Here is a 19,561-nt window from a genome sequence, read left to right on the forward strand (position 1 = left end):
TTTTTAGATATTCTGCTCTGTTTTGAAATTAGCTACATCTTTGATGCTAACGTTTTCAATCATAGTACGCATTTCGCTTAAATCTAACTGAATATCATCTTCGCCGTACTGGTCAAAAGGGTTTTCCAATTGTTCTTGAATATTGATAAGGCTTACAAATACGAAACTATACAAAACAGCTGAAATATAACCAATAACAGGGTAGGTACTATCTTTGAGATGATACGCAAAATAAGGAGCATACAACACAGGAAAACTATAAAGAAAAAAAATGGCATACACACGCAAAGAGTAAGGGGTTCGGTAATACAAAATTTTCTTCATTCGCTCAAAATCGGCAACGGCACGTGTGAAATATTGGTCGGCTCGGGAAAGTTCGCTAGGGGTTACACCTACCTTACGAAAGGTTTGAATGAAAAGTGAAATTTCATCAAAACTACGATAAATGGGCTTTTCTAATTCGGCTTGTTTTTCGGTTTGGTTGTTGGTGAAAAAGGCAATGATATGTCCCATAGTTTTGAGTAGTAAAGTAGCACTTTTTCTGCAGTAATTTTCGTGTTCGCTACTTACCCAATTTTTACTTGCATAAAAAAGCCCCATAAAATTAGATTTCATAGAGGCATAACTCATAATCGCATCTTCACGTCTGCGATAAGCACTATTGATAGAAAACACCACAGGAAAAATAATCGCCGTACCCACAAGCGTAATAGGCAAATCCCCCACAAAATTAAACTCCTTGCAGTAGTAAGTACCGATTACTGAAAGAGTAGTGATAATGAAGGTTTTGTAATTAATGATATTCCAAAGGCTTCTAAATAATTTCATTGTGATAGTGCTTTTAGCAAAATTACAAAATTAACATTAGCTTAACAATTTTTTAACAAAAAACTTTCTTTTTCGGCAACGATACTGCTGTTTTCTTGCTATTTTTGGCTCGCAATTTGAGTATTTATGCGAAAATTACTTCAAAATAATCGTATACTCGTTTTTATTATCCCTGTTTTTTTGAGCTTGGCTTGGTATGTGCCTATGGGTTTTGTGGGCTTATGGATAGGCTTTGCCTTGATTTTACAATTTGAAAAAAATTTATCACAACGAAAATTTCGTTTAATTAGATTTTGGAGCGGGGTATATCTGATACTCTTTCTATGGAACTTGCTCACTACTTGGTGGGTAAAAAATGCTACTTTGGAAGGTGCTATCGCAATGATGATTGCCAACACTTTACTGATGACTTTCCCTTTCGTGGCTTTTTATTTTGTAAAAAAACATTTGTCTTACGTTTGGGCTTTATGGGCTTTGGCTGTTTTTTGGATAACTTTTGAGTATGCTCATCTGAATTGGCAGTTAAGTTGGACTTGGCTCAATTTGGGCAATGGTTTTGCTTATTCGCATTGGGCGGTGCAGTGGTATGAATATACAGGTACTCTCGGCGGAACACTTTGGGTTTGGGCTGTAAGTATTTTGTTTTGGCAAACTTTACAAAAGGGATTTTTTCAAAAACAAATATTAATTTTGGCTTTGGTTGTTTTGTTGCCCGTACTGCTATCTTTGATTTTATACTTTTCTTATGAGGAACAAGGCAAAAACGTTGAAGTAACAGTAGTTCAGCCGAATATAGACCCTTATACCGAAAAATTTATTGGTACAGAAAAATTTATTCCTTACGACAAGCAAGCCGAAATACTGCTACAACTGGCAAGAGAAAAAATTTCCCCGCAAACCAAGCTATTACTTTTTCCCGAAACAGCTTTTGACGAAGGCTATGATGAAAAAAGTATTTTTCAGTACGCACCTATTCAGAAAATCAGAAGTTTTTTGAAAGAAAATCCACAAATTTCGGTGCTTGGTGGTACTACCTCTTGGCTTATTTACGGCAAAGAAAAACGTACTACCACAGCTCGCCAAAATGAACAAGTGGGCTTTTATGATGTGTTTAATACGGCAATGTTTTTGCGTAACGAAGTAGATAGCGTGGCTTTTTATCATAAATCTAAACTTGTACCACTTGTAGAATCAATGCCTTACGCTGAAATCATTGAAAAGATTTTGGGCAATTTGGTGATTGAATTGGGTGGAACTTCGGGAGGTTTAGGCTTTCAGAAAGAGGCTGAGGTTTTTTTTGATAATTCATTTGCCTACGCTCCCATTATTTGCTATGAGTCTATTTTCGGCGAATATGTAGCAAACTACGTAAGAAAGGGTGCAAATATTTTGTGTATCATTACTAATGACGGCTGGTGGGGTGATACGCCCGGCTACCGACAACACTGGCAAATGGCTCGCCTGCGAGCAATAGAAATGCGTAGGGCTGTGGCTCGTTCTGCTAATACAGGTATTTCGGGTTTTTTCAATCAGCGGGGAGATGTGATAGAACAAACTCCTTTTTGGGTACGTGATGTTCGTAGGCAAACTTTACAAGCCAACACAAAAAATACTTTGTATGTATTATGGGGCGACTGGCTCGGCAAAATTGCCTCTTGGATTTCACTTGCTTTTCTTGTTTGGGCTATATTGTTGAAATTTTGGAGTAAAAAAAGAAATTCGTTGCAAAACTTGGTATAAAATGAAAATTCAATCAGCTTTAATTTCGGTATTTTACAAAGACGGATTAGAGGAAATTATCCGCACCCTACACGCACAATGCGTACGATTGTATTCCACAGGTGGCACACAGCAATTTATTGAAGGCTTGGGCGTGCCTGTAACAGCCGTAGAAAATCTTACGGATTACCCATCTATTTTAGGAGGACGAGTAAAAACTTTGCACCCTAAAATTTTCGGAGGAATTTTGGCAAGGCGTTCGCATAACCAAGACCAAGCCGAACTTGCTCAATACGAAATTCCTACCATAGACCTTGTGATTGTAGATTTGTATCCTTTTGAAGAAACCTTGCAAAAAGGAGCAACTGAAAGCGAAATCATTGAAAAAATTGATATTGGGGGTATTTCTCTTATTCGTGCTGCTGCCAAAAATTTTCAAGATGTACTCATCATAGCCTCTAAAAATCAATATGCCTATTTTTTAGAGCTTTTGCAAAAGCAAAACGGAGAATTTACTCTTGAACAACGCAAATACTTCGCAACGCAAGCCTTTGCTATTAGTTCGCATTACGATACGGCAATTTTTAAGTATTTCAATGCACAGACCAACGCTCAAATAGCATTTAAGGAAAGTATTTTAGAGAGCCATCAGTTGCGTTATGGTGAAAATCCTCATCAAAAGGGCTATTTCTTTGGCGATTTAGAAAAAATGTTTGAGCAACTTAATGGCAAAGAATTGAGCTACAATAATTTAGTAGATATTGACGCCGCTGTGGGCTTGATAGATGAATTTGAACCTCATACGTCTGCCTGTGCTATTATCAAGCATACCAACGCTTGTGGTTGTGCTTTGGGTGAAAGTGTTTTAGATGCCTATCAGAAAGCTCTCGCCGCTGACCCTGTTTCGGCTTTTGGGGGAATTATTGTGTTTAACCAAAAAGTAAATACTGCAGTTGCCGAAGAGTTGGATAAACTTTTCTTTGAAGTGCTTATAGCTCCCGATTACGAAAAAGAGGCTTTGGAAAAACTCAAAACCAAGAAAAACCGCATCATTTTGTTACGAAAAATGACCGATTTACCTACTTGGCAGTTCAGAACTTTGCTCAATGGCGTAGTAATGCAAGAAAAAGACCTCAAAACTGAAAATGAGGCTGATTTGCAGATAGTTACCGAAAAAGCACCTTCGCAGAGTGAAATTAAAGCCTTGCTTTTTGCCTCCAAAATTGCCAAGCATACAAAATCCAACACCATTGTTTTGGCAAATGAAACACAACTTTTGGCAAGTGGTACGGGGCAAACTTCACGAGTTGATGCCCTTCGGCAGGCAATAGCCAAAGCCGAAAGTTTTGGTTTTTCGCTCCAAGGGGCGGTTATGGCGTCTGATGCATTTTTCCCTTTCCCTGATTGTGTTGAAATTGCTCACAAAGCAGGAATTACGGCGGTTATCCAGCCCGGTGGCTCTATTCGCGACCAAGAAAGTATTGACTACTGCAACCAAAACGGCTTGGCAATGGTTTTTACGGGCATCAGACATTTTAGGCACTAATTCGTAGCTTTTATGCTGTATCAATGGCTTTTATGGCTTTCTTTGAACCTAAACATTTGGCACGACTTTCATAGCAGTTTTGCCGAAATGTATTACAACCCACAGGAAAAAGCCTTTCAGGTTTCTCTGAAATTTTTTGCAGATGATTTGGAAAATGCTCTGACCAAATTTTCAGGCAAAAAATACTTTTTAGGAGGTTTGGGCAAAGACCGCTCTCCTGATGAGGTTTTAGTTAAGTATTTGGAGCAAAAATTTCGTTTGGTGCATAAATCCAAAAAGAAAGTTATACCTATACGTTATATTGGCAAAGAAATTGGCGTGGAAAGTGTTACGGCTTATTTTGAAATGCCTTTCACTGATAAACTTTCGCACTATGAACTTCATAATACTATTATGCTTGAACTTTTTGACGACCAAATAAACATTGTTCTTTTGCAGAAAGAAAACCAACGAAAATCTTTTGAGTTCAATAAACAGAAAACTAACACACTTTTGAAATTTTGATAAAAAGTTTTTTGCAAAAAACTTGCTTACCTAAAACTTTTCGCTAATTTCGCAAGCATAGAAACAATGATAATCTGTGAAGAATATGGCAAAAACAAAAAATTCTGCAAAGCAAGCACAAGAGGGATATAATTTTTCTAAAGAAACCTATTTGTTTTGGTTTGAAAAAATGCTCCTGATACGCCGTTTTGAAGAGAAGGCAGGGCAACTCTATGGAAGGCAAAAAATTAAAGGCTTTTGCCATTTATACATTGGTCAAGAGGCTTGTGCCGTAGGGGCGGTTACGGCTCTTACCAAAGATGATAAATGGATAACTGCCTATCGCGACCACGGGCATCCATTGGCTTTGGGAACTTCTGCCAATGCCGTAATGGCAGAGCTTTTTGCCAAAGCTACGGGCTGTTCCAAAGGAAAAGGCGGTTCTATGCACATTTTTGATAAATCTGTAAATTTTGCAGGCGGACACGGCATTGTAGGCGGGCAAATTCCTTTGGGTGCAGGTATTGCTTTTGCCGAAAAATACAACAAAACGAAAAATCTTTGCATTTGCTATATGGGGGACGGAGCTACTCGTCAGGGGGCTTTACACGAAACTTTCAATATGGCAATGCTATGGAAATTGCCTGTGATTTTTGTGATTGAAAACAATGGTTACGCTATGGGTACTTCGGTAAAACGAACTTCCAACGTAACAGAATTGTACCAACTCGGCGAAAGTTATGATATGCCTTCGGAGCCTGTTGATGCAATGAAAGTAGAGGAAGTTCATTTAGCTGTGGCTCGTGCCGCTGAAAGAGCAAGAAGCGGGGGCGGACCTACATTACTGGAATTTAGAACTTATCGCTATCGTGGGCATTCTATGTCTGATCCTGCCAAATATCGCACCAAAGAAGAATTAGAAGCCTACAAAGCCCTTGACCCTATTGAGCAGGTACGCAAAACTATTTTAGAAAAAAAGTTTGCCACCGAAGCAGAACTTGAAGCCATAGAGGCAAGAATCATCGCCGAAGTAGAAGCGTCCGTAGAATTTGCAGAAAATTCTCCTTATCCCGACCCCAGTGAGGCTTTCAAAGATGTATATGTGCAAGCAGATTATCCCTTCGTAATGGATTAGATAATACAGCCCTGCAAACTAATTATGCAGGGCTTTGAAAAATTCAACAAACCTTGAAAAAACATTTCAAATCTCTTTTAGGTAGAATTTATTGGCTCTATCTCGCTACCAACTTTACAATAGGCTTTCTTTTAGTTTTCCCTTGGCTGATGCTTTCGCATTATGCTAAAATACCTTTGCTCAACACTTGGGTTTGCAAAATTTGGCATTGGTGTTTTTATATTACCTTGGGAATTTGGGTGAAAAACAAGTATAAAGCTCGCTTTTCAGCTCGTAGAACTTATATTTTTTGTGCTAATCATACTTCTTTTTTAGATATAGCCACTATGGCAGGGCTGATGAAAGGAAATTATGCTTTTGTGGGAAAAAGTGATATTATTCACGTGCCACTTTTTGGCTTGATGTTCCGAAAAATGCATATTCCCGTGGATAGAGAAAGCAAAATGGCTTCGGCAAAAGCTTTTTTGCAAATGAAAAAATCCTTACAAAGTGGAAAAAGCCTAATTATTTTCCCCGAAGGGGGAATTCTTACGCAAAATCCTCCTCAAATGGTTGAGTTCAAAGAAGGGGCATTTCGTTTGGCAATAGAAACACAGACGCCTATTGTACCCATTACGCTCAAATGGGCTTGGAAAGTTCTCCCTGATGATAATACCCGAAGAGCGTATCCTCATTTTTTAGAAAATATCATTCACCCTGCCATAGAAACACAAACTTTAAGTCTGCAAAATCTTGATGAACTTAAAAGAGCAGTATTTAAGGTTATTCAGTCGGGTTTTGAAAAAAATCTTTGAGGCAACTTTCATTTTTGCAGAAATTTCGTAGATTTGCAAACTTAAAACGTGTTGTGTATGATTGCCAAACAAGAAACAAATATGAAATTCACCATTTCTGTCTCTGCTTTACAAAAACAACTTGCTATCATCAATGGTGTGATTAGCAACAATCCTATTGTGCCGATTTTGGAAAATTTTCTGTTTGAGCTCAAAGAAGGAACTCTCACCATTACCGCTTCCGATTTGCAAACAACAATGATTACTCGTTTGCCCGTAGCGGCAGGGGCAGATATCAACGTGGCAATCCCTGCAAAAATTCTTACCGATACACTCAAAAGCCTTCCCGACCAGCCTGTAACTTTTGAAATAGATAACGAAACTTTCGTAGTGGAAATTCATTCTGAAAATGGGAGATACAAACTTGCAGGCGAAAATGCTGATGATTTTCCTCGCGTGCCTAATGCAGAAACGAATTTCAAAATGCAGTTACCTGCTAAAATATTAGCATCGGCTATCACAGGAACGCTCTTTGCTACCAGCACAGATGAGTTGCGTCCTGCTATGAATGGTGTTTTTTTTGATTTAAGAGAAGATGCAAGCAATTTTGTATCTACTGATGGCAATAGACTTATCCGTTATCGCCGTACCGACCTCAAAAACTCTCAAAAGTTGGGTGTAATTATTCCTAAAAAAGCACTTAACCTGATGAAATCGGCTTTGCCCAATGATGAAACGCCTGTTAGTATAGCCTTCAACAAATCAAATGCTTTTTTCCGATTTGCAGATACACAGGTAATTTGCCGTCTGATTGATGAACGTTTCCCTGATTATGAAAATGCAATTCCTGCAAATAATCCCAACCACCTAACGGTTTCTCGTACCGAACTGCTTGCTTCGCTCAAACGCATTGTTATTTATGCTAATAGAAACACGCATCTTGTTCGCTTCAAAATCAGCAGTGATAATCTTTTCATTTCTGCCGAAGATTTAGATTTTTCTAACGAAGCTAACGAAAATCTGACTTGCAACTACGAGGGTGAGGAGATGGAGATAGGCTTCAATGCTAAATTTTTGATTGAAATGCTTTCTAGTTTGGAAAGTAAGGAGGTGGTTTTTGAGCTTTCTTCACCCAACCGAGCAGGTATCATATTACCTACTGAAAAGCAAGAAGGTGAAGATGTTTTGATGCTTCTAATGCCACTGATGTTGAGCAGTTATGCGTAAAATTTTGTAGCAAAAAGGCAGATTTCAAGGTCTGCCTTTCTATTTTACTTGAGTTTGATAAAAGTTGCTCCATAGCCAAACTTTTCTTTTTGAGCATCTTTGTAAAAAGCTACTTGTGGGTGTTTGCTGATTTTTTTATGAATTTCCTGACGCAAAGTACCGTTTCCTACGCCGTGAATAAAGGTAATTTCAGAAAGTCCGTTAGCAATAGCACTATCTAAACATTTTTCAAAAACTTCAAGCTGATAGCTTAGAATATCGCTTGCTGAAAGAGAATGATAGTCCTGCAAAAGATTTTCAATGTGTAAATCCACAATGGAGTTTGTAGGTGAAAGTTTCTCGTGGCAGGCATAAATGCTTTGTGTCTGAATGCTTTCTGAAATTTTTTGCGTGGTTTCTTGGCTAATTGTTTCTTTATCCAACTGAAAAAGGTAGCCTTTTTTGCCTAAAATAGGCACATCTTGCATCGTTTTGAACTGATTTGCTCTAAATCTTTGCTTTTTCTGTAAAATAGTAGGTAGTGAAGCTGGTTTAGCAGAAGCATAAATCATTTGCACCCAATACGTTCCCCAACTTTCTAAATGAGCTATGCTTACTTCCTCAACTTTTTGTGAGCTTTGCGGTTCTAAAACACCTTTGCAGATAGTAAAAGCCTTTTCTTGTTGCTCTTTATGAATTGCAAAAGGCAAAGACCAATCGGTGTTATTGAGGCAATACAAGGCAAATTTTTGGTCGTTGAGCGGTAAAAAAGCAAAATAAATACCTACTGCAGACTGAACCTCAGGGGCAAGTATTTTACTATTTTTTTCTTGCGACTGAAAACGTTTGCTCTCTTCGGGAGAAACCAAAACTACTTCACGTTTTTGTACAGGTATTGTGAAGCCATCTTCAATTTCTACTTCTACCATATCCCCCTTGATAGCAACTATTACACCTGCTTCTCTGCCGTGCAGGAGCCGAACTTTATCGCCAACATTCATACAATTAAAACATTAAATTCTTGCCAACCTATAAAGATACTGCACTTGCCTGCGAAACAATCTTTTTCACCAAACCCTGCAAAACCTTACCAGGACCGCACTCAATAAATTCGCTAGCTCCGTCTTGGCTCATAGCCAGCACCGATTGTGTCCATTTTACAGGTGCAGTGAGTTGAGCAATAAGATTTTTCTTAATTATTTCAGGGTCGCTTACGGCTTTTGCTACCGCATTCTGATATACAGGACAAATAGGTTTAGAAAAAGTAGTATTTTCAATAGCCTTTTGTAACTCCTCTTGGGCGGGGAGCATAAGGGGCGAATGAAAAGCCCCTCCTACTTGTAAAATCAAGGCTCTTTTGGCTCCTGCTTGTTTCAGACGCTCACAGGCAAGCTCTACGGCTTGCACCGAACCTGAAATTACAAGCTGACCAGGACAATTGTAATTGGCAGGTACTACTATGTAATCGGGGTTTTCTTTGCGAATTTCTTCACAAATTTTTTCTACTTTTTCATCTTCCAAGCCCAACACTGCCGCCATTGTAGAAGGGGTTATTTCGCAGGCTTTTTGCATAGCTTCGGCACGTTTGGCAACAAGCCGTAAGCCATCTTCAAAAGAAAGTGTTTTATTGGCGACCAGTGCCGAAAACTCTCCTAACGAATGCCCCGCAACCATATCGGGCTGAATATCGTGAGCAATAGCCAAAGCTACGGAATGCAAAAAAATGGCAGGTTGGGTAACTTTGGTTTGTTTCAGTTCCTCGTCTGTTCCTGCAAACATCACCTCTGTAATACGGAAACCTAAAATTTCATTAGCTTGCTCAAAGAGTTGGCGGGCAATGGGGTTGCTTTCGTATAAATCTTTACCCATTCCGCTGAATTGCGAACCTTGTCCGGGAAAAATGTATGCTTTCATTGCTTAAATGTTTGATAGTGAAAAAATTTGCCTAAACAACTTGAATAAGCACGTAATTCGTTTTACCTTTTTGTGCCAAGATATATTTTCCTTGCAATAGTTCAAAATCAGTTGGGGTAGCTTCGGGTGAAGTAATTTTGATTTTATTGATACTCACAGCATTGTTTTGTATTGCTTTACGAGTTTCACCTTTGGAACTGAAAACACCTGCTTCCGCAAGAAAATCAACCACATTCTTACATTCAGAACGTTTGTCTTTGCTGATTTTCACTTGCGGCACGCCTTCAAATACTTCCAAAAGTGTTTTTTCGTCAAGTTTTTTCAAATCTTCTACTGCATCTTTACCAAAAAGAATATTAGAGGCTCTTATGGCATTTTGTAAATCGTGTGAGCTGTGAATACGTTCTGTAAGTTCTTGGGCAAGGGCTTTTTGTAAAATACGCTTTTCGGGACTTTGAGAATGTTCGTTTTCTAAAATTTCTATCTCGTTTTGAGTTTTAAGTGAAAAAACTCTTATCAGACGAGGCATATCGGCATCAGCTTGATTGATAAAAAACTGATAAAACTTATAGGGGCTGGTCATAGAGGCATCAAGCCAAACGTTGCCGCTTTCTGATTTGCCAAATTTTGAGCCATCGGCTTTGGTAAGCAAAGGCGTAGTAAGAGCGTATGCTTCACCGCCTTCTATTCGGCGTATAAGTTCAGTGCCTGTGGTGATATTGCCCCATTGGTCGGAGCCTCCCATTTGAAGTTTTACGTTTTTATGTTTGTAAAGCCAATAAAAATCAAAGCCTTGCAAAAGCTGATAGCTAAACTCTGTGAAAGAAATACCTCCCCCTTCGCCCAAACGATTTTTCACGGAGTCCTTTGCCATCATATAATTCACCGTGATATGTTTGCCTACTTTTCTTAAAAACTCTAAAAAGCCCATTTCTTTGAACCAGTCATAATTATTGACCATTTCGGCGGCATTTGAGCCTTGAAAATCCAAAAACTTTTGCAGTTGTTTTCTAATACCTTCTTGGTTTTTCTGTAAAGTCTCCTCATCAAGAAACTTTCTTTCTTCACTTTTGCCCGAAGGGTCGCCAATCATACCTGTTGCACCGCCCACCAAAGCGAAAGGTTTATGCCCTGCCCGCTGAAAATGCACCAGTAGCATAATAGTTGCCAAGTTGCCAATATGCAAAGAACTAGCGGTAGGGTCAAAGCCGATATATCCTGCTGTCGGATTTTCTAAAAGTTTTTCCGTATCTGGCATATAATCGTGTAACATTCCTCGCCAACGCAGTTCTTCAATAAAATTCATACGCATAGCCTAAAAAAATTGAAATTCAAGGTTTAATAATTTGGGAAAAATAAAGCCTTTGGAGGCTAATTTTTCAGCGTGGCAATTTAGCTAAAAATCTTTTATGCCCAAACAAAAAGTGTATTGCGAAAATCCTTGTAAATTTGCAAAAATCAGAGAGAAACTATGAAAATGTATGCTTGGATTTTTGTTATGTTGTTGATAGGCACAACTGCCTGCATACAATTGGAAACCATTTGTGCCGATGCGGTAGAAGTGCCTGTTAGTGTAAATTTTAAGCAAAAAATTAAATTCAAAGATAGGTTTAATCGTGATTCGGTGGTGGTGAGAGATACCTTTATTTTTCTTGATTTCATTCAACCCGTAGGTTTTGATACACTTTTATTTACACCTCAAAAACCAAGCGACTCTTTTCGAGCAGTTCGTTTGCCCTATAATCCTTTGCAAGATACCATTCGTTATGTTTTTCGTTATCGCAGGGGGAATGTTTCACGAAAAGATACTTTATTTTTAGGCTATTCAAGGCGTATTTTGCTTACTTCGCCCCGATGCGGTGTCCGTAACGATTATGAAAATACTCGCATCTTGCATCATACTTTTGATTCGCTTACGCTTAAAAATACGCAAAATAATGTTTCTTTGGAGATTTTTTATTTTTTCAATTAGCTTAATGCTTGCTTTGCAAAGTTTTGCACAAAAAGATACACTTTCGTCAAACGATAGTTTGAAAAGAACATTAATTTCTGTAAAGCCTTTTGCCACAAAGAAAAAGCGTATAAAAACTTTTGATACTTTAACTTTCAGAGCAGGGTTTGATTTAATTGGCACAGGTCAAAGGCTTATTACAAACAAATTTGCTTTGCACCTGAACACCGATTTAGCTTTTCGGAATAAAAATCTTGTAGTTAGCGAATTTACTTGGGCGAGTCGTAAAGATGTTCAAAAAGCTACCTATTTCGCACAAGCGAGCATTTTACGCTTGGGTTGGATGCATAATTTTTTACATAAACAGAGTAAAATTGATGTTTTTGCGATTGGATTGCGGTTTGCTAACGCTTGGTACAAAGAAGAAATGCAAACCACATTGCAAAATTCTATTTTTGGGACAGAACCTGTAGCTTTCAGACAAAATTTGCAAGCATCTTGGATAGAGCTAAATATGGAGCTAAAAGCCAAAATTTGGAAAAATCTACTTATGGGATATTGCTTGCGGTATCAGTTTAAGCCAGATGTTCGTGGGGAGCAGATTTTTGAGAGTTATGGCATACCCAGTATAGGACGCACAGGACGCAACAATTGGGGTTTTCAGTATGGTATTTGGTGGTTTTTGGGGAAAAAGTGAAAGTTATCCATAGACCCCACCACTTCCCGAAACTCCATTCATAAAACTTGAAAGATACAATGTAGCATAAAACAGACAGGCTAATAATTGATGATTTTCTTGCAAAGTTTTTTCTATAACTTCAAAGTCGTATTCGTAAGATAGTTTTCCCCATTTGAAACGAGATGAAACTTCTAACAAATTTTTTTTCTCTTGGTTTTGAACCTGAATTTTCGGTTTCCAAAAACCTTTGTAACGAATAGAATAAGTTTTACCTTCATAATTCAGATTGATTTTTCCGAGCCAACTGAGCTGATACGAAGCAATTTGTTCTTTATCCTTAAATACCAGAATTTCCTGTCCCCAAAAACCTTGTGGCTCAAAATCTATTTGTACGCCTCCTTCCACATAGGCGTGAGCTTTGAAAGAAAGCAAATCTTCATACTCCAAAGTCAATAGTTTTTCATTATTTTCGTTTAACAAAATGTATTTGCGAATGCCAATACTTTCTCCTTTGAGCATACACCAAACGGGTTTTCTACAAACATACAAGAAATTTGAAAAAATACAAAAAAATTATCTAAAATGCTATTTTTGCGAAAAACTTTTACAAAACCTGCCTCTTTATGATTTTTCGTTGGCTTTTGGCTTTAATGTTAGCGTCATTCTTGTTTTTTTCTTGCAAAATCCAAGAAAGTAAAACTAAAAATACACAAGAACTTACTGAAAAAATTCTCCCAAAGTATGCCAAAGGCTTTTTTTGGGAAAAAGGCGAAAAAAACTATTTTGTTTTGTATGTAACACAACCTTTCAGCGACAAAACGGATACATTACGCTACATTTTGGCAAAAAATAAGCAAGATGTTCCTGAAAAATTACGACATTTAAGTTTTATTCAAATACCGCTTAAACGTTTCGTAAGCACTTCTACTACGCATATTCCTGCTTTGGAGGCATTGGGTAGCCTGCACACCCTTGTAGCGAGTAATAGCTTGCAGTATGTATATTCGGAAGTTGTACAGAAAATGGCTGAACAAGGGAAAATCGCGGCTTTAAGCGAAGAAGGTTTAGAAGTTGAAAAAATCCTTGCTTTGCAACCTGATTTACTAATGGTTTCAGCTATGCCCGCAACTAAAATGGGAATTTACCAGAAAATTCAGCAGGCAGGTATTCCTGTTTTACCAAACTCAGAATGGCTTGAAGAACACCCTTTGGGCAAAGCCGAATGGATAAAACTTTTTGGGTTGCTTTTGCAAAAAGAAAACGAAGCCAACACTTTTTTTGAAAATATTGAGCAAGAGTACCTAAAACTCAAAAATCTGGCTCAAAAGGTGCAGAAACCTCGTAAAGTAGCTTTGGGTATGCCACAAAAGGAAATTTGGTATGTACCTGCGGGAAAAAGTTTTGGAGCAATTTTTCTGAAAGATGCTAATTTAGAATATGCTTTTGCATCAGATACAGGCAAAGGAAGTTTGCAGTTAAGCAAAGAACTTGTTTTTAGCAAGTTTGTAGGTGCTTCGCTTTGGCTAAATGCTGAAATCCCCCCTCAACTGCATAGCAAGGCTTTTTGTGAGTATGCTCAAATAGAAGCCGTACGCAAAAATGAAATTTATGATAGACAGAAACGTCTTTCCCCAAAAGGAGGCAACGACTATTGGGAGCGGGCTGTTATTCACCCCGAGGAGGTTCTCGGCGACCTTATCCAAATCGCCTATCCCGAACTTTTACCCCAAAGAGAGCTTGTATATTATCGTAAAATAGCAGTTTCCTGCCCTTGAAGCTACTTTTTCTTACGCTTGTTGGTAGGTCTTTTCTTGTGTTTTTTTTCGTGGAAAGCTCCTTGAAAATCAGGGTTTTCTTTGCGTTTTTGAGCATCAATTTGTCTTGCGATGGCTTGTTTTTCTTCAAAGGGGGTTTCGTAAATTTTTACTTCCGCAGGAATGGTTGCTTTGGGAATAGACATCTTGATAATTTGCTCAATTTTGCTGATATGATACATTTCTGCTTCGTTGGCAAAAGTAATAGCGATACCTGTGTGTTTGGCTCTGCCTGTGCGACCTATTCTATGCACGTACTCTTCGTACAAAATAGGTACATCAAAGTTGATAACGTGGCTTACGTGGCTAATATCTATGCCACGAGCGGCAACATCAGTAGCTACTAAAATCCGAATTTCATCGTTTTTGAAAGTCTCAATGGCATTGAGGCGGGCATTCTGGTCTTTGTTGGCGTGAATAACTTTTACATTCTCTTCTCCAAATTTGCGAGCTACAAATTTGTAGATGTTGTTGGCATTTTCTTTGGTTTTGGTAAAAATAATTACCTTCTGACAATTTTCTTGCGTAAGAAAATATTGCAAAAGTTCAATTTTGGTTCGGAAATTAGGCACTTCGTACAAAAATTGTTCTACGGTTTCGGCGGGGGTAGCTTGCGGCGTGATTTCCACTCGCATAGGAAACTCTAAAAACTCCTCTGAAAGTTTAATGACTTTTTCGGGCATTGTAGCTGAAAAAAGCAGGTTCTGACGCTTTTTAGCGGGGATAATTTCTAAAATCTTACGAATTTGAGGCATAAAGCCCATATCCATCATTCTATCGGCTTCATCAAGCACAAGCGTTCGGATTTCTTTGGTAGCAAGTTCATTGGTGAAGTAAATATCCATAAATCTGCCCGGTGTTGCTATCAGAATATCTACACCTTGTTTTACTTCCTCTAACTGGGGTTTTATACCTTTGCCTCCAAATACGGCTACTACACGTAAATCTGTGTATTTGGCAAGAACTTGCACATTTTCTTTGATTTGCAGGCATAGTTCTCGGGTAGGGGCAAGTATCAAGGCTCTAGGAGTAGAACCTTGGGCATATTTGAGCTTCATCAGCAAAGGCAGGGTATAAGCGGCGGTTTTGCCTGTACCAGTTTGGGCAATACCCAAAAGATCGTGTCCTGCGAGTATCAAAGGAATAGCTTTCTGCTGAATTTCGGTAGGTTCTTGATAGCCCGCTTCTGCAATGGCATTAAGCAATTGGCGATTGAGCTTTAAGTCTTCAAAAGTAGGCATTTTTCAATCATTTTATTAAGTACTTCCATCTTTTCTTTGATGAAAACGACCACATCGTTTCTCTTGTGATGTGGTCGTTAGAATGTTTTTTCAAATATTTCTATGCCAAAGTTACTCAACGGTAACGGATTTAGCCAAGTTACGAGGTTTATCTACATCGTCTACTAAATGCGTTGCAATATAGTAGGAAAGCAGTTGTAAAGGAATTACCGTAAGAATAGGCGAAAATGCCTCGTGAGTTTGAGGAATTTCAATAGTAAATTCTGCTAAATCTTTGATTTCTTTGTCGCCCTCATTCACAACAGCAATAATCCTACCTTTGCGGGCTTTGATTTCTTGCACGTTGCTCACAATTTTTTCGTATGTGCTATCTTTGGGGGCAATAAACACCACAGGCATATTTTCATCTATCAGGGCGATGGGTCCGTGTTTCATTTCGGCGGCGGGGTATCCTTCGGCGTGAATGTAAGAGATTTCTTTGAGTTTCAAAGCTCCTTCCAAAGCCACAGGGAAGTTGAAGCCTCTACCCAAGTACAAGAAATTTCTTGCTCCTTTGAACTCTTCAGCAATGTATTTGATTTGGCTATCTACTTTATGCAAAATATACTCTACTTTGTCAGGGATAGTTGTAAGTTCGGTGATAAGTTCCTGAAACTTAGATTCTGTGATTGTACCTTTGGCTCTGCCTATGATAAGAGCCATCATTGTAAGCACGGTAATTTGCCCTGTAAAGGCTTTGGTACTGGCTACGCCTATCTCAGGTCCTGCGTGTATGTATGCCCCTGCGTGGGTAGCTCTCGGAATAGAGGAGCCTACTACATTACACACACCAAAAATAATAGCTCCTTTGCTTTTGGCGAGTTCTACTGCGGCAAGGGTATCGGCGGTTTCTCCTGATTGTGAAATAGCAATCACTACATCACCCTCCCGAATTACAGGATTTCTATAACGAAACTCTGATGCATACTCTACTTCTACGGGAATTCGGGCAAATTCTTCAAATAAATACTCACCTACCAAACCAGCGTGCCAAGAAGTGCCGCAACCCAAAATAATAATTCTATCTGCATTGATGAGTTTTTGCTGATATTCTATTAAGCCTCCTAAAACCAAATGATTTTTTTCGGCATTGATACGCCCACGCATAGCATCACGTAGAGATTTTGGTTGCTCAAAAATTTCTTTGAGCGTAAAATGCGGGAAACCTCCTTTCTCAATTTGAGAAAGTTCCAAATCCAATGTTTGAATGTAAGGAGTAATAGGTAAATCTTCAATGGTGCGGATTTGCAATTTACCATTACGTATTACAACAATTTCTTGGTCATTGAGGTAAATTACCTTTTTGGTATGCTCTACGATAGGGGTAGCATCAGAAGCTAAAAAATATTCGCCTTCGCCAACCCCTACCACCAAAGGGCTACCTTTACGTGCCGCAACAAGCTGAGTGCTATCTTCTTTGGAAATAATCACAATGGCATAAGCTCCTACCACTTGCGTCATTGCAAGTCTTACGGCTTCGTCCAAAGAGCATTGCTCGTGATTTTTAATGTGTTCTATGAGGTTGATAAAAACTTCTGAATCTGTATCGCTACGAAACTTATAGCCTTTGCTCATCAAATCTTGTTTGAGAGCCGCATAGTTTTCAATGATACCATTGTGAATTATTGCCATATTTTTATTGGCAGAATAGTGCGGGTGAGCGTTGGTATCATTGGGTTCGCCGTGAGTAGCCCAACGAGTGTGTCCTATGCCTATATTGCTATGTAAATATTCTTTTTCTTTTTCAAGCAGTTCGGCAAGTTCTTTTACTTTTCCTTTTTTCTTGTAAATATTCAAACCGCCATTGAGCAAGGCTATCCCTGCACTATCATACCCGCGATATTCTAACTTTTGCAATCCGCTAATAATAATCGGATATGCTTCTTTTTCGCCTACATACGCTACAATGCCACACATAAACTAAAAATTTTGGTTTTATTTGACTATGGTATAAAATATTCTTAACTGCATTTTTCGGGTTGCTCGCTTCGGACTGCTAACAATCATTCGGTAAATAGCTGTATTTGCTAAGTCTGAAGACAAAATAAAACCAGAATTAGGAAACTTATTCACACCTTTGTAACGAGGATTTAAGCCATTGAGTACATATTGTAAATAAGTGGTGATTTCCATATTATAGCTATTGCTGATGCTATTGAAGGTTGCGGCGAAAGGTTTATCAAAACCAAAAGGATTATTGCCTTCTGCTTGGATACGGGCATCTAAGGTATCCTGAATGATAACGCCTTGCCCTAAACGTGTTTCAGCAAAACGCAAGAAATATTTGACAAGTTTGCCATTTTCATCAAGGCGAAGCATATCCAATCTGCGAGGTAATTTGTAAAACTGATTATGTGAATTTTCTACGGGATAGACTACTAAATCTGCTTTGTTGATAGCAATTGTTTTATCTTTTACAAGTTCTTTTAGATAAGGGAAAATAACTTTGGTACGAATTCCCAAAGATTCTTGAATAAAGGTTTGTTGGTTGGTTACGGACGAGGGCAATGTTTGATAGGCATTAGTGAGTGTTTGAAGTGGGGTACTGGTACGATTGGCAGACACGTGGTTGAAACGCTGTGAGTTATAGCGTTCATTGCTCACATCTTCTGCCGAAGTTGCATTACGAACTACTATTCGGTAAATTTGTTCGCTGCCGTTATCACCGATAAACTTGATTTCAATGGCGGCAGGAATTTGGTCGGTTACACGGAAACCCCAAATAGCATTGCCCCCTTGCGAAACCAAAGCAAAACCCTTTACGAAAGCATCTAATTCGGCTTGGGTAAGTTCATCGTTAGCATTCAAATTTACTAAATTTACAATTTCATCTCGGAAACTATCAGAAAGTGGTATTTCAATTTTTCCAAAAGCAGAAGTCTGTGTTCCTGAAAAAGTATAAGAACCTACAGGAGTAGGCTCGTAGTTGAGCATATCATAATTGTAATAGACACGGTTGGGGTTAATTTTTTCTGTAAGGCGATGCACCGAAAGCGTCTGTACTTGTGAGCTATCTCCATATACAAAATTGATAGGAAGTGAAAAAACCGCAGAAATAAATTGCGGGTTTGCCCCGAAAGAAAAAGTTTTGTTGAAAGGCTGCACATTAAAGAAACTTGCCGCCTTAATTTGTCCCAGTACAGGGTCGGTGTATTCGCCTGCCAAAATAATTTCTCGGTTGGTAGTGGCAATGCTATCAAGAAGTATTGTAGAAGTTTCAATGCTTACGGTATCCGTAAAAATAACCCCAAGATTTTGGGGTTGTAATTCACTTCCAATAGTGGTAGATTTGTTGCAGGCACTCCATAATAGAGCAAAGCAACACCAAGATAATAATTTTCTAACGGCTACTAAGTTCATTGTAAAGGTTGAAGTATGAGTCCGATAGTGCTTGGCTTTGTTCTGAACTTCCAAAAGGTAAGTGATTGATGATGCACTCATTTTTAATTTCATTGAGTAAGTTTTGCAGTTTTTCGCTATATTCCTCTTCGGCACTTATCACCATATCAGCATATTTTATGCCAGTTTTGATGATGCTTTCAAAAGTAGCTTGTGAAAGATGCTCTACGGCGGCGTCATCAATATCCAACATTTTTACTTTTTCTATCAAATCTTTACCAAACTGATGATTAAAGTGGTTATCAAAAATGCTGAAAATAGATTTTGTATTTTGAAAAATAGGGTCTTTGCGGTAAGTGGTTTTCAGATACATTGGGATAAAGCTCGTCATCCAGTCGTTGCAGTGGATAATATCAGGAGCCCAGCCCAATTTTTTGATAGTTTCTAAAACCCCTTTGCAGAAAAATATGGCTCTTTCGTCGTTATCTTCAAAAAAGCGATTATCTTTATCAACAAAAACTGACTTTCTATGGAAGTAATCTTCGTTATCAATAAAATAAACTTGCATTTTGGCATTCGGCACGGAGGCAACTTTGATTGTGAGAGGTTTTTCTTCATCGCCTACTGAAATATTGATACCTGAAAGTCTAACAACTTCGTGGAGGCGATTTTTACGTTCATTGATTGTACCAAAGCGAGGTACCAAGATTCTGATTTCCATTCCCCTTTCTTGCATAGCTTGTGGAATGTGTCTGACGAAATCGGCTACTTTGCTAGTTTGGAGGAAAGGGGCTATTTCACTGGCAACGTACAAAATACGAAGTTTTGACATAGACGAAAAGATTAGAATAGATACGAAGCACAAATTCGGGTGCAAGTTACGAAAATTTTTTC

The 19,561-nt window shown here is 38.5% G+C and carries 18 protein-coding genes; 9 read left to right on the forward strand and 9 right to left on the reverse strand.

Annotated features, from left to right (window positions below; translation table 11 throughout):
- Nucleotides 1-3: 3 nt before the first annotated feature.
- A complete protein-coding gene (locus tag Rain11_RS09320) occupies nt 4-828 on the reverse strand; it encodes a bestrophin family ion channel (RefSeq protein WP_101359092.1) in 825 nt (274 codons plus the stop codon).
- A gap of 126 nt (nt 829-954) precedes the next feature.
- Here Rain11_RS09320 and lnt point away from each other — a divergent pair, with 126 nt between their 5' ends.
- The 6 genes from lnt to dnaN all read left to right on the forward strand — a co-directional run bounded on the left by lnt (nt 955) and on the right by dnaN (nt 7,711).
- Nucleotides 955-2,568, forward strand: coding sequence for an apolipoprotein N-acyltransferase (gene lnt, locus Rain11_RS09325; protein WP_101359093.1), 1,614 nt, complete (start codon nt 955-957; stop codon nt 2,566-2,568).
- Nucleotide 2,569: 1 nt separating this feature from the next.
- Nucleotides 2,570-4,093, forward strand: coding sequence for a bifunctional phosphoribosylaminoimidazolecarboxamide formyltransferase/IMP cyclohydrolase (gene purH, locus Rain11_RS09330; protein WP_101359094.1), 1,524 nt, complete (start codon nt 2,570-2,572; stop codon nt 4,091-4,093).
- Between the two features lie 12 nt (nt 4,094-4,105).
- The gene (locus Rain11_RS09335) at nt 4,106-4,597 is read left to right on the forward strand and encodes a DUF6702 family protein (protein ID WP_101359095.1); all 492 of its coding nucleotides are present in this window, start codon (nt 4,106-4,108) and stop codon (nt 4,595-4,597) included.
- 85 nt (nt 4,598-4,682) lie between these two features.
- Nucleotides 4,683-5,711, forward strand: coding sequence for a pyruvate dehydrogenase (acetyl-transferring) E1 component subunit alpha (pdhA, locus tag Rain11_RS09340; RefSeq protein WP_101359096.1), 1,029 nt, complete (start codon nt 4,683-4,685; stop codon nt 5,709-5,711).
- 53 nt (nt 5,712-5,764) lie between these two features.
- Nucleotides 5,765-6,505 carry a lysophospholipid acyltransferase family protein gene (locus tag Rain11_RS09345; protein WP_101359097.1) on the forward strand — a complete coding sequence of 247 codons (741 nt, stop codon included), beginning with the start codon at nt 5,765-5,767 and terminating at the stop codon, nt 6,503-6,505.
- A gap of 81 nt (nt 6,506-6,586) precedes the next feature.
- Nucleotides 6,587-7,711: a DNA polymerase III subunit beta gene (gene dnaN / locus Rain11_RS09350; RefSeq protein ID WP_101359123.1), complete on the forward strand. Its 1,125-nt coding sequence runs from the start codon at nt 6,587-6,589 to the stop codon at nt 7,709-7,711.
- A 44-nt stretch (nt 7,712-7,755) separates the two neighbouring features.
- Here the strand turns inward: dnaN and Rain11_RS09355 are convergent, their stop codons facing one another.
- From Rain11_RS09355 to tyrS, 3 genes are read right to left on the reverse strand one after another with little or no spacing between them, the layout of a single operon-like run.
- On the reverse strand, nt 7,756-8,691 hold the full coding sequence (locus Rain11_RS09355) for a Smr/MutS family protein (protein ID WP_101359098.1): 936 nt from the start codon (nt 8,689-8,691) through the stop codon (nt 7,756-7,758).
- Between the two features lie 28 nt (nt 8,692-8,719).
- Nucleotides 8,720-9,604, reverse strand: a complete 885-nt coding sequence (fabD, locus tag Rain11_RS09360; protein WP_101359099.1) for an ACP S-malonyltransferase — start codon at nt 9,602-9,604, stop codon at nt 8,720-8,722.
- Nucleotides 9,605-9,635: 31 nt separating this feature from the next.
- Nucleotides 9,636-10,910 (reverse strand): tyrosine--tRNA ligase, encoded by a 1,275-nt coding sequence (tyrS, locus tag Rain11_RS09365; RefSeq protein WP_101359124.1) that lies wholly within the window; start codon nt 10,908-10,910, stop codon nt 9,636-9,638.
- 165 nt (nt 10,911-11,075) lie between these two features.
- Between tyrS and Rain11_RS09370 the strand changes: the two genes are divergently transcribed.
- Nucleotides 11,076-11,576 carry a DUF6452 family protein gene (locus Rain11_RS09370; protein ID WP_101359100.1) on the forward strand — a complete coding sequence of 167 codons (501 nt, stop codon included), beginning with the start codon at nt 11,076-11,078 and terminating at the stop codon, nt 11,574-11,576.
- 4 nt (nt 11,577-11,580) lie between these two features.
- Entirely contained in the window at nt 11,581-12,252 is a 672-nt protein-coding gene (locus Rain11_RS09375) for a DUF6048 family protein (protein ID WP_243390575.1), read from the forward strand.
- Nucleotides 12,253-12,255: 3 nt separating this feature from the next.
- On the opposite strand, the gene Rain11_RS09380 is transcribed toward Rain11_RS09375, so the two are convergent.
- Nucleotides 12,256-12,753: a hypothetical protein gene (locus Rain11_RS09380; RefSeq protein ID WP_101359102.1), complete on the reverse strand. Its 498-nt coding sequence runs from the start codon at nt 12,751-12,753 to the stop codon at nt 12,256-12,258.
- A gap of 104 nt (nt 12,754-12,857) precedes the next feature.
- Here Rain11_RS09380 and Rain11_RS09385 point away from each other — a divergent pair, with 104 nt between their 5' ends.
- Nucleotides 12,858-14,009 carry an ABC transporter substrate-binding protein gene (locus Rain11_RS09385; RefSeq protein WP_101359103.1) on the forward strand — a complete coding sequence of 384 codons (1,152 nt, stop codon included), beginning with the start codon at nt 12,858-12,860 and terminating at the stop codon, nt 14,007-14,009.
- Nucleotides 14,010-14,011: 2 nt separating this feature from the next.
- On the opposite strand, the gene Rain11_RS09390 is transcribed toward Rain11_RS09385, so the two are convergent.
- From Rain11_RS09390 to Rain11_RS09405, 4 genes are all read right to left on the reverse strand, one after another.
- Entirely contained in the window at nt 14,012-15,289 is a 1,278-nt protein-coding gene (locus tag Rain11_RS09390; RefSeq protein WP_101359104.1) for a DEAD/DEAH box helicase, read from the reverse strand.
- 111 nt (nt 15,290-15,400) lie between these two features.
- The gene (gene glmS / locus Rain11_RS09395; RefSeq protein ID WP_101359105.1) at nt 15,401-17,245 is read right to left on the reverse strand and encodes a glutamine--fructose-6-phosphate transaminase (isomerizing); all 1,845 of its coding nucleotides are present in this window, start codon (nt 17,243-17,245) and stop codon (nt 15,401-15,403) included.
- An 18-nt stretch (nt 17,246-17,263) separates the two neighbouring features.
- Nucleotides 17,264-18,769, reverse strand: a complete 1,506-nt coding sequence (locus Rain11_RS09400; protein ID WP_165778108.1) for a DUF4270 family protein — start codon at nt 18,767-18,769, stop codon at nt 17,264-17,266.
- Nucleotides 18,669-19,499 (reverse strand): glycogen/starch synthase, encoded by an 831-nt coding sequence (locus Rain11_RS09405; RefSeq protein ID WP_101359107.1) that lies wholly within the window; start codon nt 19,497-19,499, stop codon nt 18,669-18,671. Before Rain11_RS09405 ends, Rain11_RS09400 begins: the two co-directional genes overlap by 101 nt.
- Nucleotides 19,500-19,561 lie beyond the last annotated feature (62 nt).

This window comes from Raineya orbicola (genome assembly GCF_002843425.1).
GTDB lineage: Bacteria > Bacteroidota > Bacteroidia > Cytophagales > Thermonemataceae > Raineya > Raineya orbicola.